At 32.5% G+C, this 15,927-nt stretch carries 12 protein-coding genes and 1 pseudogene; 3 read left to right on the top strand and 10 right to left on the bottom strand.

Features of this window, described 5'->3' with window-relative positions; translation table 11 throughout:
* The first annotated feature begins 115 nt into the window (after nt 1-115).
* Entirely contained in the window at nt 116-2,332 is a 2,217-nt protein-coding gene (locus GC102_RS19595) for a hypothetical protein (RefSeq protein WP_171691036.1), read from the top strand.
* Nucleotides 2,333-3,411: 1,079 nt separating this feature from the next.
* Here GC102_RS19595 and GC102_RS19590 read toward each other — a convergent pair.
* The 10 genes from GC102_RS19590 to GC102_RS19545 form a co-directional block, all read right to left on the bottom strand.
* Complete coding sequence (locus tag GC102_RS19590; RefSeq protein WP_171691035.1) at nt 3,412-5,121, bottom strand: hypothetical protein; 1,710 nt, start codon at nt 5,119-5,121, stop codon at nt 3,412-3,414.
* A gap of 30 nt (nt 5,122-5,151) precedes the next feature.
* Complete coding sequence (locus GC102_RS40635) at nt 5,152-6,219, bottom strand: acyltransferase family protein (protein ID WP_376769390.1); 1,068 nt, start codon at nt 6,217-6,219, stop codon at nt 5,152-5,154.
* 215 nt (nt 6,220-6,434) lie between these two features.
* Entirely contained in the window at nt 6,435-7,331 is an 897-nt protein-coding gene (locus tag GC102_RS19580; RefSeq protein WP_171691033.1) for a decaprenyl-phosphate phosphoribosyltransferase, read from the bottom strand.
* A gap of 207 nt (nt 7,332-7,538) precedes the next feature.
* Entirely contained in the window at nt 7,539-8,126 is a 588-nt protein-coding gene (locus tag GC102_RS19575) for a PI-PLC domain-containing protein (protein ID WP_171691032.1), read from the bottom strand.
* The gene (locus GC102_RS19570; protein WP_171691031.1) at nt 8,107-8,829 is read right to left on the bottom strand and encodes a glycosyltransferase family 2 protein; all 723 of its coding nucleotides are present in this window, start codon (nt 8,827-8,829) and stop codon (nt 8,107-8,109) included. Before GC102_RS19570 ends, GC102_RS19575 begins: the two co-directional genes overlap by 20 nt.
* Nucleotides 8,826-9,194, bottom strand: coding sequence for a GtrA family protein (locus GC102_RS40630; RefSeq protein ID WP_171691030.1), 369 nt, complete (start codon nt 9,192-9,194; stop codon nt 8,826-8,828). Before GC102_RS40630 ends, GC102_RS19570 begins: the two co-directional genes overlap by 4 nt.
* Nucleotides 9,195-9,197: 3 nt before the next feature.
* Entirely contained in the window at nt 9,198-10,844 is a 1,647-nt protein-coding gene (locus GC102_RS19560; protein WP_216628100.1) for an NTP transferase domain-containing protein, read from the bottom strand.
* Between the two features lie 19 nt (nt 10,845-10,863).
* Complete coding sequence (locus tag GC102_RS19555) at nt 10,864-11,940, bottom strand: class II aldolase/adducin family protein (protein ID WP_171691029.1); 1,077 nt, start codon at nt 11,938-11,940, stop codon at nt 10,864-10,866.
* Complete coding sequence (locus tag GC102_RS19550) at nt 11,937-12,635, bottom strand: HAD family hydrolase (RefSeq protein ID WP_171691028.1); 699 nt, start codon at nt 12,633-12,635, stop codon at nt 11,937-11,939. Before GC102_RS19550 ends, GC102_RS19555 begins: the two co-directional genes overlap by 4 nt.
* Nucleotides 12,625-14,667 (bottom strand): uridine kinase, encoded by a 2,043-nt coding sequence (locus GC102_RS19545; RefSeq protein WP_171691027.1) that lies wholly within the window; start codon nt 14,665-14,667, stop codon nt 12,625-12,627. Before GC102_RS19545 ends, GC102_RS19550 begins: the two co-directional genes overlap by 11 nt.
* Nucleotides 14,668-14,806: 139 nt before the next feature.
* On the opposite strand from GC102_RS19545, the pseudogene GC102_RS19540 reads away from it, so the two are divergent.
* Together GC102_RS19540 and GC102_RS19535 are read left to right on the top strand one after the other, a co-directional pair.
* Nucleotides 14,807-14,910, top strand: a pseudogene (locus GC102_RS19540) (sugar phosphate nucleotidyltransferase); the annotation flags it as partial.
* A 49-nt stretch (nt 14,911-14,959) separates the two neighbouring features.
* Entirely contained in the window at nt 14,960-15,910 is a 951-nt protein-coding gene (locus GC102_RS19535; protein ID WP_171691026.1) for a glycosyltransferase family 2 protein, read from the top strand.
* Nucleotides 15,911-15,927 lie beyond the last annotated feature (17 nt).

Raw genomic sequence — 15,927 nt, 5'->3', positions numbered from 1 at the left:
TATTGTACTTGCAATTATTCTGAACGTATAGATAATTGTTTAGAAAAAATTCTTATGGAATTTTTCTTTTCGATGAACGGATAGTAGTTATTGATAATGCTCCGGAGGGGAAATTTTGAAAAAAAATATTGTTTTTTCGAGAAAAATTATTTGGTTATGTGTATTAATTGTATCTATTCTAGTCTCATTTATATATGCTTCTATTAATAATGTTTTTACTACAAAAATAATAATGTTTAATCAAATGCATGAACAAGTACCTTCAGGAGAGATTATTAAAGATAAGTTAATTGAGCAAGAGATCAGGATACCTAAAAATTTCGTTGGTAAAACAATAGAAATTGAGGTGCTATTTTCTACATACAATAGAAAGAATAAATCAGTATTGGAAGTTTCTCTGCAACAAGGTAGCACTAGAGAGACTATTTTGATTAATACCGAAAAACTAAAAGATAATGCATATAAAAAAATATTGTTTTCAACTAACAATTTTATTGAAGGAAATGTAAATCTACAAATAAAAGGATTGTCAGGAGAAGTTGGTAATGCTGTAACCGCATGGTTAACTAAAGATCTATCTTTAGGAGCTGTTTCCATTGATAACGTTCAAAAGTCTGAATGGGGACTAGTTTTCAAAGAAATTGTACCAACCCAAAAATACAATCTATTATTTGGATTTTTGTTTAGTATTGTATTAATGCTAGCTTCATTAAAAATATTCAATTATAAAAATAGTTTCATAAACATTAATTTCTTATTATCGACTTGTGTTATTGTAATATTGATTTTATTACGTTTTCCTTCATTAACAACATCTGCTGAAATATGGGCCGAATCTGCTACTAATTTTTTTAACAATGCAAATTCTAAAGGTTGGCTAGATAATATTAAAACATTGGATGCGGGATACCTACCACTTTTCCCGAGACTTTTAGCATTGTTTTTAGTGAAATTTTTTCATATCAAAGCTAACTTTCCGATATTTGCGCAAGCAATTAGTATCATTTTAATAGCTGTGTTTGCTTCATTTATTACTCTTAATGAATTTAGATCCATAATAAAGCCTGATTTTATTCGATTACTGATTGCAATTTCTTTAGGTGCAGGTTTATTTCATGATTATGAATTGTATACATTTATTAATTTCGCTTATATGGGTATAATACCATGTTTCATGTTGCTGTTTTATAATTTCGAAAGAAGAAAAAGAATTATAGTCATTACAGCTTCTATCCTAACTTTTCTAATATTATCTTCTAAAGCTTATTTTATTTTATTCTTCCCTATATACCTCTTTATGTTTATCTATCATTTAAGATATAAAAATTTTAAAACACTTATTTATTATTTAACCTCATTAATATCATTAACAATACAAATCATAATAGTCTTTATCAATAGGGCTACTTGGACATCTCAACCCACTTCAAACCAAGTATCGGATAATATTAGTATATTTGTAATGTTAAGACAAACGACCTTATTCTATATCAAAAGTATATTTGGCTTTGCATTTAAATTGAGTAACAACGCCAATATTTGGACAAGTTATATTGTTCCTGTAATAATAATTGTGATAACATTAATTGTTTTATTTCAAATTCGAAAGAAAATAAATAATAAAATTTATATCTTTATCATTTCCGCGAATCTTTTAGCAATAGCATCAATATTTTTCTCAATGACAGTTCCATACATTAGACAAGCACCAGTAATTGATAAAACTTTTTTCGTCCCTAATATAAGGAATTTCTTTTTCAGTAATGCATTATTATTTATATCAATAATATCCTTATTCGTTTCGTTCTTTCGAGAGAGAAAAAATCAAATAATAGCTGGGGTTTTTTGTGTTCTTTTGTATTCATTGAATGGCTATAATGCATCAGATCCCTATAAGTATAAGAACTTATCATTTTCACAATGGAATGAATTATATACTAATTTTGATACTAATGGTTGTCTGCCGGTCAACCCTTACCCTTGGATTATATGTAAAGATAATAACAGAATATTATTTAATTCATCGAAATTAGCAAGTAATCAGCTAATAAATCAAATTGATATTGAAACACTTAACCCTGAGAGTAAAAATTGGAAGGTTATTGGTTTTTTATTGGATAAAGGATCAATATTTAATAAAAGAATTAAGGTAATAGCATACGACTCTACAGGAAATGAAATTGCTAATACCATTGAAAAAACAGAAGGTTATAATAAGTATGGATATTTTTTATTTGATAAGAAGCAACCGATATCAAAAATAACATTTTTTTACGAAGATAATTCTACACTTTTCTTAAAGGAACCTAGTATCATGATTTTTGGTAATTAGAGCACTCACTGTACATATTTGTTAGATATGGGCTCTTGAGACGTCAGGATAATGTGGATCACAAAGTCCTTATGGAGAAAGAAAGACAGAGTAAAGGTATATAGAGTTAGTATAATGTTTCTCAGTGGGAGACTAGAGTATAAGTACGCTAACTGAGCCAATTTGAAATTGATTTCTGGTAGTACATTGCATGTTAATGACAATAACCTTAAATCTCTTGTTCTTATGCTGTAATTAGGCTTACATCATTGTAGGCCAGAACTTCGAGGTAAATGATCTTTTCCGCAGCGTCCATATTCGTTAAAATGTTCATCGGACGCAAAACGTTTCCTCAGTTCTTAATTGGTCCGTTTGATTAGATAAGATATATAGATGGCTCCCTTAATGAGATATGGATATTTGTAAAAGATAAGTAGTGTTGGAATTGCTCTTCCCAAGAATCCAGTCTTTAGGATAGTTTTACCTGACTTTGCATTAAAGTTATCGAATCCCGCGAGAGCCATCAAAATCGCTTCTAAATCACCTAAGAATTCACTTTTATCTTGTTGCACGGATTTTCGGGAATTACAGTGTAAGGCATCATACAGTGCTTGCGGATCGACCTGCCTATAGGCATTCTCAGCCAAGGAAACCCATCGAACAGACTAACAGACTCTTCTACACCATAACAGTTTAAGTCTTTCAGAAAGTCTCTCCAGTCATTGGCACTCTCTTAACCGCCGTATAGAATCTGAGAATCTCTCGAAAGCCGTGTTCATTTATTCCCATAGCCAAGCTGATAACGGTGTTTCACTTCAGTTTGATTTGCAATCAGTCCAAATAAATAACCAAATATTGATTCTCCAGTGGGACACTTTTGCTACTTTTCAACATCTTCAAGAACAGTATCCGTTATGTTGCTAATGGTTGTGGTGAGTATTGAATGGTAAATTACAATTTTTCTTATGGGGAATTTCACACTAGATAGGATTGTTCTTTTTCTTTTAAAGTAATAGTTGTTATGGAGTAGAGTTCTTTGGTGGTATCGTATTTTTGTAATTTGTGAAGACTCCAAATTCTGTTAAACAGGCTATTTTGCTTCATGCGGGATAGAATTTGATTGCAAAATTGATTATATTATACATTCCTACTATATTAAATGTTAATATGACGATTAGGGAAAAAAAGTATATAGGGACCAATAATAGTGGGAATTTGTTAAATAATTTATCAAACAATAAAAATATCAAAGAAGTAAACGCCCAAGAGAAATAGACAATATACAATACCAAACCATTTTCTGCAGTCCCCCAACCAATAACACATAAAATTACAAAAGAAAACAGCACCCAAAATAAGCATATTCGGGCAAATACATCTTTATAGTTAATTAAAAAACTAATTAATGCAAGAATAAATATAACGACTCCACCAAGGTTAATGCCCCCGCTTGATATCAGCTGGTAAACAGGCACCAAATCGTAGGAAACCACAGCGCCGGAAAAATCAATTAATACCCTTGTTGAAAAAGTTGCGCTACTATCAGGATAAACAAAACAACTCAGGACGAAACTTGAAAATTGTTGTAATTTACTAATGAAAGGGATAATTGCTCCAGTAAATTCTTTGTATCTGACCATTGTATTTTGAAACCTTATAAAATGTGAAACCTGTCCACTTAAAATTGTAAATGAAATAAAAAGTATTAGACTATTTAATATATAATTAATAACTGTTGTAATTTTAAAATCTTTTTTTAATAGCAGAAGTGGAGCAAGTATACCGCTAGTTAACATAGCACCGGTTGCACCAGTAAGAGCAAATATTGTCATATTGGATTTTTTATTTAAACTTGAAAATATAAATATAATCATCCAAAAAGTCGCTATTACATATTGTTCCATAACAATAGAAAACAATGCAAATGGAAACGTTATTGATGTCGTAATCAAGAAAAGCTTCTTTAAAGTTTCTCGTATATTTAGCATTCTAGACACCATAATATATGTTAGATTCATAAGAATTAAGTGAATAATAGATGTAGAAATAAATGAAGAGTTCGGCAAAAAAGGGAGTGCCCAAGAAATTATCTTTGAAATAATGCCGAATGGCATTGCAAAAATGGCAAACAAAGGTTGACGTAAATCGTTTTCACTTGCATTAATATTGATATTTACATTAGTGAATGTATGACTTCCAGAATCTGCTGTATAAATGATATCAGATGGAATAAAAGAACCATTTTTAACGAGTGGCATAAAAAATGCTGTTGTATTTGTTTGAACAAAGACTATTAAAATACTGTATAACAAGATTGAGACCATCATGTATTGGATTTCAAATTTGTTAAAACTTTTTAAAAAAATGATGACAAGTGGAATAAATATTTTAAAGAATGTGTACCAAACAGAAAAAATAGCAAATAAGCCTAAAATTACTATGACGTATGTTATAATATCATAAAAAGATGTCCAAACAGAGAATGCAAGATATTTAAAAGGATGAACGTTTAATAAATTATTAGGAGATATTTTATTATAATGGGCGAATACAAACGAAAACAAAAGAGCAATCAAAGCATACCTTATCTTAAAAGAAGCATAGATCCTAATAAGTAAATTGAACCTAAGAGATATTATTATCAAGAGTATTAATGAAAGAATAAGATTTATTTCGCCGTATGGTTTGTCTTGGTTACCAAGTAATAATGTGGTCATGCAAAGGCCGGAAATAATAGTAAACCAATTAATAATAATCTTAGCACTATAGGAGTTTAGTAAAATCATAATTTTTCGTTTATCATTTGTCAAAATCTGTTTAATCCTCCTTTTTGAACTTCCTCATTTGTTTGTTTCTATCTTTATTGGCTTCTCTAGCCATCCAAAAAATTTAGGAAGAAGCATACTTATTAAAGTAATAACTATAAACAATAATAATGTTGAAATATACTGATGTTCTAATAATTTCTGGGAGTAGTTGAACTTACTAATATAAGTCATAACAGTTAAAAAAACAAACGGATGATATAGATAAATTGTATAGCCGTAAGTAGCAAAGGTTTTAATTACGGTATTTATGATAGATAAAGAAAGTAATCTCACTATATAATTTTTCAAAAGGGAAAATAAACATAAATAACCTATATTCAACATTAGAAAAGCTAAATTAGGCGGAAATTTATTCGATTGCATGTTTATCGGATACTGCATTTTAAAGATTAAAAAAATAATAAGAAAAATGGTTATTAACCCCGTTAACACAATTAGTGTTCTGGGCCAAGGACTCTGTTTAAACTCAGAATAGAAAATACCTAAGTATACCCAAAAGCTATAAAATAAAACTTGTTTAAATAATTTATAATAGTGCCAATCTAAATTAAAATGGTCAAAATAGAAAATTAGTATAATAAAAAGTAGAAAAGGTGTATATTTTAATAACTTTTGTGAATGTAATCTTTTATATAGATTAAGATAAAAGGGGAATAAAAGCATGACAAATAGATATACAGGGATAAACCAAAGATGCCACCAAATATATGATATTGAAGACATAGGATTTTCAATTGGAATTATCCAATTAAGGATAATTACTTTATCAGGTTGAGCCATGAATAGAATTGTATGTTCTGAAATAGTAATACAAATTGCTGCATAAACCCAGTATGGTATTAAGATTCTAGCGAACCGACTTTTATAGAATTGAAATATGTTTTTTTTGTTTCCCAGAGTATTGCTTGCTCCAGCGATATAAAAGAACATAGGCATTTCAAACAAAAGGTAGCTTTGATAATTATTGTTAGGCACAAATCCTACCCAATAAAGACAGTGAATCAGAATGACCCATAATAGCGCACCTCCTCGATAGCAATCTAGTTCGATGTCTCTTTTTGTTGTTGCTTGTATGCGCATCACATGTTTATCCTCATTTAATAAAGTTAGTATCAAGTAAGATTGTGTGCCAAATGTGTATCTATTCAATAAATTCCTTACTTAACCGCATCGAACTTCATCTTGATAAGATCTAACTCTTCCGAAGCTTGGCTTTCCATTCATTATATCTACTTCGCAGCCAAGAGAATAACAACGACTAGTAAATGGAGCATGTAAAACTATCAAATATCCCTCTATTCAAATAAATATAAAATAGTGATAACAACTATTGCATAAAAGAAAATAGCAACTAAGATAGATTTGTCCTCAAACAAGAGCTTATCCGGGCTTCCACCCTTTCCTTCTACATGAATCAAGTATAGATAACGGAATATGCCGTAAATGACAAAGGGAATAGTCCACATAAGGTAGATTGTTCGTCCTGACGTGAATGTAAAAAGCGCATAACTTATTATAGTAGTTGTTGTAACGATGCTGTTCATTTGGTCTAATAGTTCTTTGTTATAAAATTTAAGAACCTTACGATGAACATACTTGTTCTCTTGCGCTATAATAAATTCATGCCTTCTTTTGCTTATTGCAAGAAATAAAGATAATAGCATGGTACAAATTAAAAACCATGGAGTTAGATGGACGCCTATAACAAATCCCCCACCGATAGATCTCAACACGAATCCAGAAGCGACAATCATAACATCAATAATGACAACGTGTTTTAGTTTGATGCTGTACGCAATATTGATGATAAAATACAAAGATAAAATTAATCCAAATCGTATATTAAGGAAATATGAAGTTGATAACGATACAAGTAGTAATATTAATCCAACTGAAATAGCAAGAAAGGGGTTCAATGCTCCAGAAGCCATTGGTCTAAAGCGTTTAGTTGGATGATTGGAATCGGCCTCGCGATCCATGAAGTCATTCACGATATATACGCATGACGAAACAATCGAGAATAGAAAGAAGGCCAAAATAGACTTGTAAAACATGTTCACATTTACTTGATTAATAGAAAATATTAATGCTGCAAGAATTAGTACATTTTTAGTCCATTGTCTGGGACGCAATTGGATTAACAATAAATAAAATAGATTTTTTTGTTGGTGCTTTGCGGTACTAAGATGCATCTTTGGTCTCCTGCATTTGATTTTGATATATTAACGTTGCTCTGCTACCCTCTAATGAGAGTAATAAACTTCAAATATCTCAAATAGCTGTTATTATTATAAGTGAAAACATAAACTGTGAGCTAATACACGCCATAACGTGATGAACTTGTCGTTGACGAAGCTCATTTGTTGTTAAGCAATTGTCAGCAATTAGATTATTAGCGACTAGCTCCATGCTGAAATATTATAAATTTTAGTACAAATTGCATCAAAAAGAATATTGTTTCTTTTATAATATTGCTTATATGGGATGATATCTTCAGGTCGCCCTTGTAATTCAGGAGATACTAAACAGAAGTTAAAGTCCATCTGTTTTAAAGATTTATAAGTATTATAGTCCAATGGAATTTTTGTAAAGCAATCTACCCAAATCCATTTTACTTTCCCCTGTAAGTTCATAATTGTATCAATACCTTCAAACTCGGAGAAACGGAGAGCAATATTATTTTCTCCATGCTTCTCAAGTTGAACAATCATTGGAAACGAGCAATCTAGGAAAAAATATTTTTGGATGTTGTATTTTTTTACTAACTCCAGAACTCTCCATTCAATCCGTTCGCTCTTGATATTTAATATCATTGTACCGTGATGATAGTGTTTGAGATATTCTTCAAAGTCTTCCCCATCGCTAAAGGGGTCATGGCATATAATAAGGCGTTCACCGCGATCTCTTAGATCCAACTCAACCCCATACTCAACAGGTACTTTTTTGAGCTCCTCAATTGTATTTATTCTATGAGCGATGAACTCCATTGTTTAATTCCTCCTTTAGCTTAATGCTATATTGCAAAGTACGTTTTATAAATTTCCATTTGCTCGCAAGACCCGTGTTCCAACTTGATTGGCCATGAATTCTATTCGGGAAAATAACATCGAAACGAATAACATTCAAACCGTTCTTTTTGGCGATATAAAGGGCATATAAATCTAATGAAAAATCATGAGGGGGATTATTCCACGATTTATAAAAACTACGATGAAATACATTAGGTTGAGCATTGATATCAAAAAGGTTTTTCTTCATAAAAATAGTTTCAAAAATACTCATGCCGAATGTAAAGAACACATCAAATAACGGACGATTTTTGCGCAGTCCTTTGATGTACAGATTTTGCGAATTGTCATTAGTTTCGATGATATTGAGAGCCTTCAATAAATCGGCAGGATCGGTTTGCATGTCTGCATGGGTCCATCCGATATATTCTCCTCTGGTTTGGGATAATCCGAATAGAATACCGTAACCGTAACCTTGGTTTTGTTCAACATGTACTGTTCTGGCAAAAGAGTAATTATTAATAAGTTGATCTAATACTTGTTGACTTCCGTCTGATGAACCATTGTTAACTAAGATGACTTCAATGTCATCACGCTTAATACAAGATTCGAACCGTTCTAAAATCAAAGGTATATTTTTTTCTTCATTGTAACAAGGTACTACTATAGACAATTTAATCATTTTCTGAACACCCACCATTTTTGTCCTATAAAGTTAAGAACAGTACTAGTACCAGTCGCTGCGAGAAAAGAAAAGATGTAAGCTTCGGGGAAAAGTAGAAGACTCATCTTATTTACGAGAACGTTTGCACTCAACGAAAACAAATAGAGAAATACGAACTTTATTATTTTTACTTTTTGGTGTTCTTTCTCTTCAAACGTCCACTGCTTATTAAGTAAATAGGCCAATATAGTCCCAAGACAGAAAGATATGCCTTTGGCCAACGAAGGCTGGACAAAGGCTTTTAGGATGAAATAACTAGAAGAATCAATTAATACAGATAAAAGGCCAACGATAATAAAACGATAAGCTTGTATTTTAAACATAGGTTATTGGTTGTCTTGCTTAAATGTTGTGTACATAAGCGCAAGCGACCCTAATTTATCTGGAGCAACAGTTGGATCTAATTTAAGATCATATGGATGCCAATTACATTTATGAAAGAAACTTTGCCAGTATACAAATGTCTGATAATCGTTAGGTGTTCCCCAACCAATATAGTCACTTGTTTCAAGCACTTTAACCTTCAATCCCATTTCTATTAGCTCATTAATAGTTGAGTCCACATAAAATTCTCCATTTACACGGATGTTTTTATTCTTTAAATTAGTTAATGCATCTATTAAATATTGGGCTTTCTTAAAGAAAAACGATCCTACTACAGCGTGATCATTCTTAGGATTATCGCTAATAGGGATTTTAACGCTCACTTTGGTTGCATTGTCCTGTCCATCGACACCAACCCAGCCATACATTTGAGGATTAATTTGGCTTGAAATGTGATTTCGGAATGTCCACACAATTGCATCTGTATTTGGATCTGCAAATAAAAATGATAATTGGTTATGGTCATATATCATTCCATTGTCACAAGCACCGATCATTAGGGATTTATTAAGATCTTCACCTGCTAAACCAGCTACACAAGTACACGCTTGTCCTTCAGTAATTTCATTTAATGAAACTATTTTAGCATCAGGATAATTTTGAATTAGTTGATCCTTAAGTGGATATTTATTTAAATGATCATCCAAACAAACAAATATTTGTTTCTCGCTATTCGGAAGACTTTCAGCTGCTTGAATGACCATTGGTTTGCCAGACACTTCAATGAGCGGTTTCGGATCGGTGTAACCTTCTTTTGCAAATCGGCTTCCTGCACCGGCAAGTGGAATAAGGTTATATCCTTCATGCTTTGCGATAGTAAGCTCATTTTGTTTGATAACATTGGCAAAATAGTGCGACCACTCGTTGTATTCCGCAACATCCTCTGGGGTACCCCATTGTAACATATGTTGAATCTCATAAATAGATACACGAAGCCCGTCTTGAACAAGTAGATTATAAACAAGACTGACATAAAACTCATCGTTCAGATGAATATCTTTTTCCATAAGTAAGTTAAAATACTTCTTAACATATGAGCCTTTTTTGAAGTAATATGTTCCGCTCGATGCATACTCATTCATTCTGTTGTCTGTGAAGGGTTCTTTTTCTTTAATTTCAAGCATCCATTGATTATCGTCTCGCATAAAGGCATAGTTCGTTTTTCCTAGCATATGGGGATGGAAATGTTTATAGGAAGGAAGTGCTCCATCAGCTTGGCGATCACGGGTATGGCGTAAAAAGCCTTCATAATCCCAATAACAGGAGAAATCACAGTAATTTACTATAACTTCTTCCTCATCGTCGAGTAATTCATAAGCAAAAGAAACTGCGTAAACTGGTCCTTTTTTATGAGGAGGTATTTTTACAATGTTACCCATAGGAGCAATTCGAGTAAGAATTTGTTCCATATCTGTGTTTTTTAGATGATCTTCATTACAGATAAAAGTGAATTTTGATTCTCCAGGGAACATATTAACCACATGTTCAATCATTGGAATACCGTCAATTTCGATTAATGATTTTGGAATTGTGTAACCTGCTTTTAAAAATCTGTTGCCGAAACCTGACATAGGAATAACTATATGCATAAATTTGGTCAATCCTTTCTTATAATTTTTGTCTGAATTTTTCTGCTTCCCAATTACCTAAGTATTTCAACTCTTCTAGAGGCAATACTTGGATCTTACCTGGAGCATATTGTATAGCCATGAGATGTAATTTTAATACATCTTCCATTTCTCTTGCTTTTTTCACGTTTGAGGCAACGAGAAATACCTCATTTTCATAAACAATTACTTTAGGATGGTCTTGGTAAGTTTCAAAATATTGCTTAATGACTTGACTTGCTGAGTTATCAGTAATAACTAATGGTTGATAACCAAGAAACACCAAGCCATCTGGGAAATAAGGTGTATATTTAATAAGTTCTGGATTCTTATCTAATAAAGCCGACAATTGTCTATCATCGGAAATGTAAGAAATCAAGTGGTCGCCTCTAACCTTATTAATAAAATTAGAAATTTTATTTGTTAAGTAGTATCTTTGTAAGTCCATCTCTAGTATTTTTTCTAGTCTTGTAGTTACGTCATCTGTTAATTCCTTAATATCTTCATATCGATCTGAACTAATAATAAGTCCATGATTTTGGAGGAAAATAATTTTTGGCTTATGGCCATGCTTTTGAATAAACTTCTCAAATTCCTTTTTTAGACATAGAGCAAGTTCTACGCCTGGAGTTTCATAATCAACAAGTGCGATTTCGATGCCGAAAATTTCTATCAATAGCTCTTTCCAATTTGACAAGCAAGTAATAGCATTTACTGTTACTGGATGAGTGTGTAGAGTATATTTAGACAGAAGAGCGTGTAGAAATGTCTCAATTGAAGGTCTTGCTTCTGGAGTTAATATCGTTGTTTGAAGCATCTTGTTAGAGAGTTCTTCTCTTGATTTCTTGGTGGGTTCGATTAGTAACTCTTCTCGTGAGAGAATTTCACAAACTTTCTCATTATTAACTATAGAGTATCCTCGTTGGGAATCCATATCTGATAGAAGGTAGCCTGACGCTTTTATTGCCATTGTTCCATCTTCCATCTTAACGGATGAGTTTCCGCCACCAGCTTGAATCAAGTCAAATCGTTCTCCAGCATACTTTGACATTGCTACTAATATCTCTAACTCTTTCATTTTAAATATCCCCGCATTTCCTTGAATTCTTTTATCTCCGTTATTTTATCAGTAATAGGTCGACTTTTACCAGAGCGATTTAACCAAAAGGCATGTATGTTCATATTAATGGCCCCTAGAATATCTTTGTCATAAGAATCACCAATCATACAAACTTGAGAAGGAGATAGATCGCTTTTCCTTAGTGCTAATTCAAAAATGTAGGGATGTGGTTTTTCACAACCCGATTCCTCGCTTGTAACTACAAGATCAATAAGATTTTCTAACCGTAATCGTTCGATTTTTTTGAATTGAACATCTGCAGTTAGATCTGTTACCATTACGATTTTCCTATTTTGATTTTTCAATAGCTGTAACCAACTTATAACATCTTCGAAAAGAACGATTCTATCTATGAAAGTATCCCAATATTGCTTATAACAAATGCGTGCTAAGGTAACAGGAAATTCAATTTGATTAGGAAATTGTTCTATCATTTTTTGGAAATAAAGTAACCTGTTATGAGAAGAAGCTGTACCATGAAGGGGAACATGAATCGATCGTTTTGCTTCTTGATATCTTCTTAACAGTTCTTCTTCTTTAAAACCAGTTTTTTGAGATAATATTGAGAATACCTTTTGCGATGCATATTGGTGACAACTTTCATAGTCATACAAAGTGTCATCAAAATCAATAAATATACCATTAATCTTCAAATTTATCCTCCTTCATTTTATCGGCAATTAGTATAAGTATTACAATCTGAGTTAAACCCTGCATACCTGTTAAGAAGGACGCATCATTTGATATGATCTCTTCCTTGTTCGGGACAAGCCTGTCGACCCAATTTTGAAAGTTTAGTTGTTTTGGTTGTTCTTTTATAATTAAGTATTGAGTTCTAAGATCTTCAGAATAATCATGTTCAAATTCGTCTCCTTCTTTACCTAGCTCCGAAACTAATGGCTCTAAATCAATATTAGAATCTAAAGCAAACTTTACCAGTGTGCGAGGAGTGAATTGTGGATCACCTATTGGAAAATCTTGGTCTGAAAAATACGTGATAATTAAATCAGCGTACGACTTTTGTGGATGAATATACTTTTGTGCATCAGGAAGTCTAATGTTTATTTGTTGGAGTACTTTCTCTTTTGAATAACCTCTTTTGTTGGTGTCTCTTAATACTTTCCAGTGGCTACGAAGTTTTTCTTCCGTTTCAATATATATTTTTAAATCTATATTTTTGCGCATTTTAGGTAGATAAAAAGGGTGCAGACCTGATAGGACGATAAAATCATTAGGTTTTGTAATGATTGGAGAACTGAAGGTTCCTGTATTGTGATCATAAATAACTCTTTCAACATTTTCTCCGCGTTTTAAAGCAGTCAAATGCTCTGACTGACGATGCAGGAAATTTGCTTTAGGATTTAGATGGGTATAAGATTCCCAATTTATATCTCCACGTTCCCATTTATGATCACCGTCACCTTCTATTTCTAGTATTCGCTTGTGAAAGAGTAGAAGCTTTATATCATGCAATAATGTGCTTTTGCCTGAACCACTATCCCCACCAATTCCGATTGTGAAGGCTGATAGATTTTTTCTATACATTGAGTTACTTCGTACTCCGTGGGTGTAGAGATAATAAACAACTGCAAGTAAACAGCTTGTAAGGAGGGTGAAAGAAATGTTTTTTAATTGTTCATTCATAATCTTAATTTCAATTAACTTGTTATTAAAAATAATGTCGTTATAAATGCTAGTATGAAAAAGAACAAAATAAACTAAATATGAAAGTGAAAGTATAGCATCTAGAATATATATTTTTTCATTATATCTCTGATAAGCATTGATAAAATAAATGCATAGAAAGGGAACAATCCATATATACCATGCAGGCATTGGTGGAACAAATAATAAAAAAGCAGAAAAAAGTAGGCCAATGTAGCTGAAAAGCAAATCATTATTAATTTTTTTGTAAACTGAAAATCTTATATATATCATCATTACTACAAGGAGTGGCATATATATACTTATTCCTGATATAGGGAACGTTACATTAAATATTTGCATTTGTTCTTTATTTCTGAATACATATTGAATGAACCCGTCCGAGAAGATAAACGGTAAGGATATCACTACATACATAACTGGTGGTATTATGAGATGAAAAAATGAACGGTTAGATCTTTTCCAAAGAAAAATTAGAATTAATGGCAGAGCAGCAATTACATGGAACTTGGTGCTTATGGCAAGGCCAAACCAAATCGCTGAAACTAGTTTCTTTTCTTTAACTAAATAATATATCGAAATGATAAGAAGAGCAGTTGGAATTAGATCAAGTTGTGAGTGGATGTAGCTAGCATAGAAAATAATAGGTGATGCAAAGTAAAAAGTAAGAACTTCCTTCGATTTTGTAGGATATAATTTAACTAAAAATATTAAAATTACAATATCTGAGACCAATAGAGGCAATTTAAAAATGAAATTCCTTATAATTAAAGAAGAAAAAAATTGTGTGAAAATATCAAATATTGATAGTACATATAGCATTCCAGCAGGATAAGGGAATGCATTCGGTGAATTATTAATGAAATCATGTTGCCAGGGGTTGGAATGGTTTGTTACAAAATGGTTTACAAAAGGGACGAATAATTGCTCCTTGTAGCCTGAAGAAAAAAATGCAAGAAGGATTATTTTTAAAAACAAAAGAATAATAAATAATCGATTTTTTAATAGCTTTGTCAACATGACCAGTACACCTTCTAGAAATATTTGATTGTTTAACTATAGAGTCATTTGAAATTAGAAACAAGTATTTATGAAATATAATGTCGAATCATAGATAATTATAGTCAAAAATTTGTTCATTGTCATGGAGGGATTAATTGTGAAGGGTATTATACTAGCGGGCGGAACTGGCTCCCGATTGTATCCTTTAACAAAAGTAACAAATAACATTTACTCCCTGTCGGTAGGTACCCGTTGATTTTCACTCGGTTGGGTTGACGACCTCGGCGTGAGGGGCTAGGAGAGAGTAAGAATGAAAACCGTGAGTGTCCACATTGTTACTTACAACAGTTCTGAACATATCGATGATTGCTTGGAAGCGGTCCTTAAACAGTCCCATCCTATTAAAGGAATAGTAGTGATTGATAATGCTTCTAAGGACAGTACAATAGAGAAATTAGAAAAATGGTCGGAGAAGTGTAGTATTATTCAGAACTCCATAAACAATGGGTTCGCTGGCGGACATAATCAGGCAATACAGATGACAGAGACGGATTACTGTCTGATCTTGAATCCGGACGTGGTTCTTGAACCTGATTATGTTCTTAACACTTTAAAATCATTAAAAAATCTTTTTAAAGCGGGTAGTTCGACAGGTAAACTGCTATTCAAAGCAGATCCCACTCACATTGATAGTACGGGACTTGTTATTAATAAGGCACGCAGAGCCTTTGACCGCGGTGTGCATCAGACAAACGATCAATTTGTGCATACAGAAGAAGTGTTTGGTGTTTCTGGTGCCGCTGCCATGTATGCTCGCGAAATGATTAATGACATTAGCTTAAATGGTGAATTTTTTGATGAGGACTTTTTTGCATATAAAGAAGACGTTGATGTAGCTTGGCGGGCGCAGTTACTAGGATGGAAGGCTTACTATGAGCCGTCAGCTATTGCGTACCATGAACGAGGCTGGAAGGAAGGCGGCAGGAGCAGTAAGCCGCTTTTTGTCAGGAGATTATCTTACATTAATCGGTATAAAATGATGGTGAAAAACGATCGAATCTCAATGGTAATGAAGCATATCATTCCACTGTTGGTGTATGAATGTCTCAGCTTTGCTTACGCTCTTTTGCGGGAACCAAAGCTGTTTGGAGCGTGGTCCAGCTTTTTTCGTAAGTATTCAAAGCTAAGGAAAAAGCGCGGTATCATTCAAAGGAAGCAAAAAATAGTGAGTTCTGAAATCAACAGATGGTTTGTAAAATAACCCAGGTAAGATTAGCT

Source organism: Paenibacillus germinis (genome assembly GCF_013141785.1).
Classification (GTDB): Bacteria; Bacillota; Bacilli; order Paenibacillales; family NBRC-103111; genus Paenibacillus_E; species Paenibacillus_E phytorum.
Note: the sequence above shows the minus strand (reverse complement) of the source record. Positions and strands in the feature narration are given on the sequence as shown.

Coding starts and splice junctions, on each gene's coding strand:
- GC102_RS40635 (WP_376769390.1), bottom strand. CDS start 6,219: ATGCGCATACAAGCAACAACAAAAAGAGACATCGAACTAGATTGCTAT.
- GC102_RS40630 (WP_171691030.1), bottom strand. CDS start 9,194: ATGTTTAAAATACAAGCTTATCGTTTTATTATCGTTGGCCTTTTATCT.
- GC102_RS19570 (WP_171691031.1), bottom strand. CDS start 8,829: ATGATTAAATTGTCTATAGTAGTACCTTGTTACAATGAAGAAAAAAAT.
- GC102_RS19575 (WP_171691032.1), bottom strand. CDS start 8,126: ATGGAGTTCATCGCTCATAGAATAAATACAATTGAGGAGCTCAAAAAA.
- GC102_RS19545 (WP_171691027.1), bottom strand. CDS start 14,667: ATGTTGACAAAGCTATTAAAAAATCGATTATTTATTATTCTTTTGTTT.
- GC102_RS19555 (WP_171691029.1), bottom strand. CDS start 11,940: ATGAAAGAGTTAGAGATATTAGTAGCAATGTCAAAGTATGCTGGAGAA.
- GC102_RS19580 (WP_171691033.1), bottom strand. CDS start 7,331: ATGCATCTTAGTACCGCAAAGCACCAACAAAAAAATCTATTTTATTTA.
- GC102_RS19560 (WP_216628100.1), bottom strand. CDS start 10,844: ATGCATATAGTTATTCCTATGTCAGGTTTCGGCAACAGATTTTTAAAA.
- GC102_RS19535 (WP_171691026.1), top strand. CDS start 14,960: ATGAAAACCGTGAGTGTCCACATTGTTACTTACAACAGTTCTGAACAT.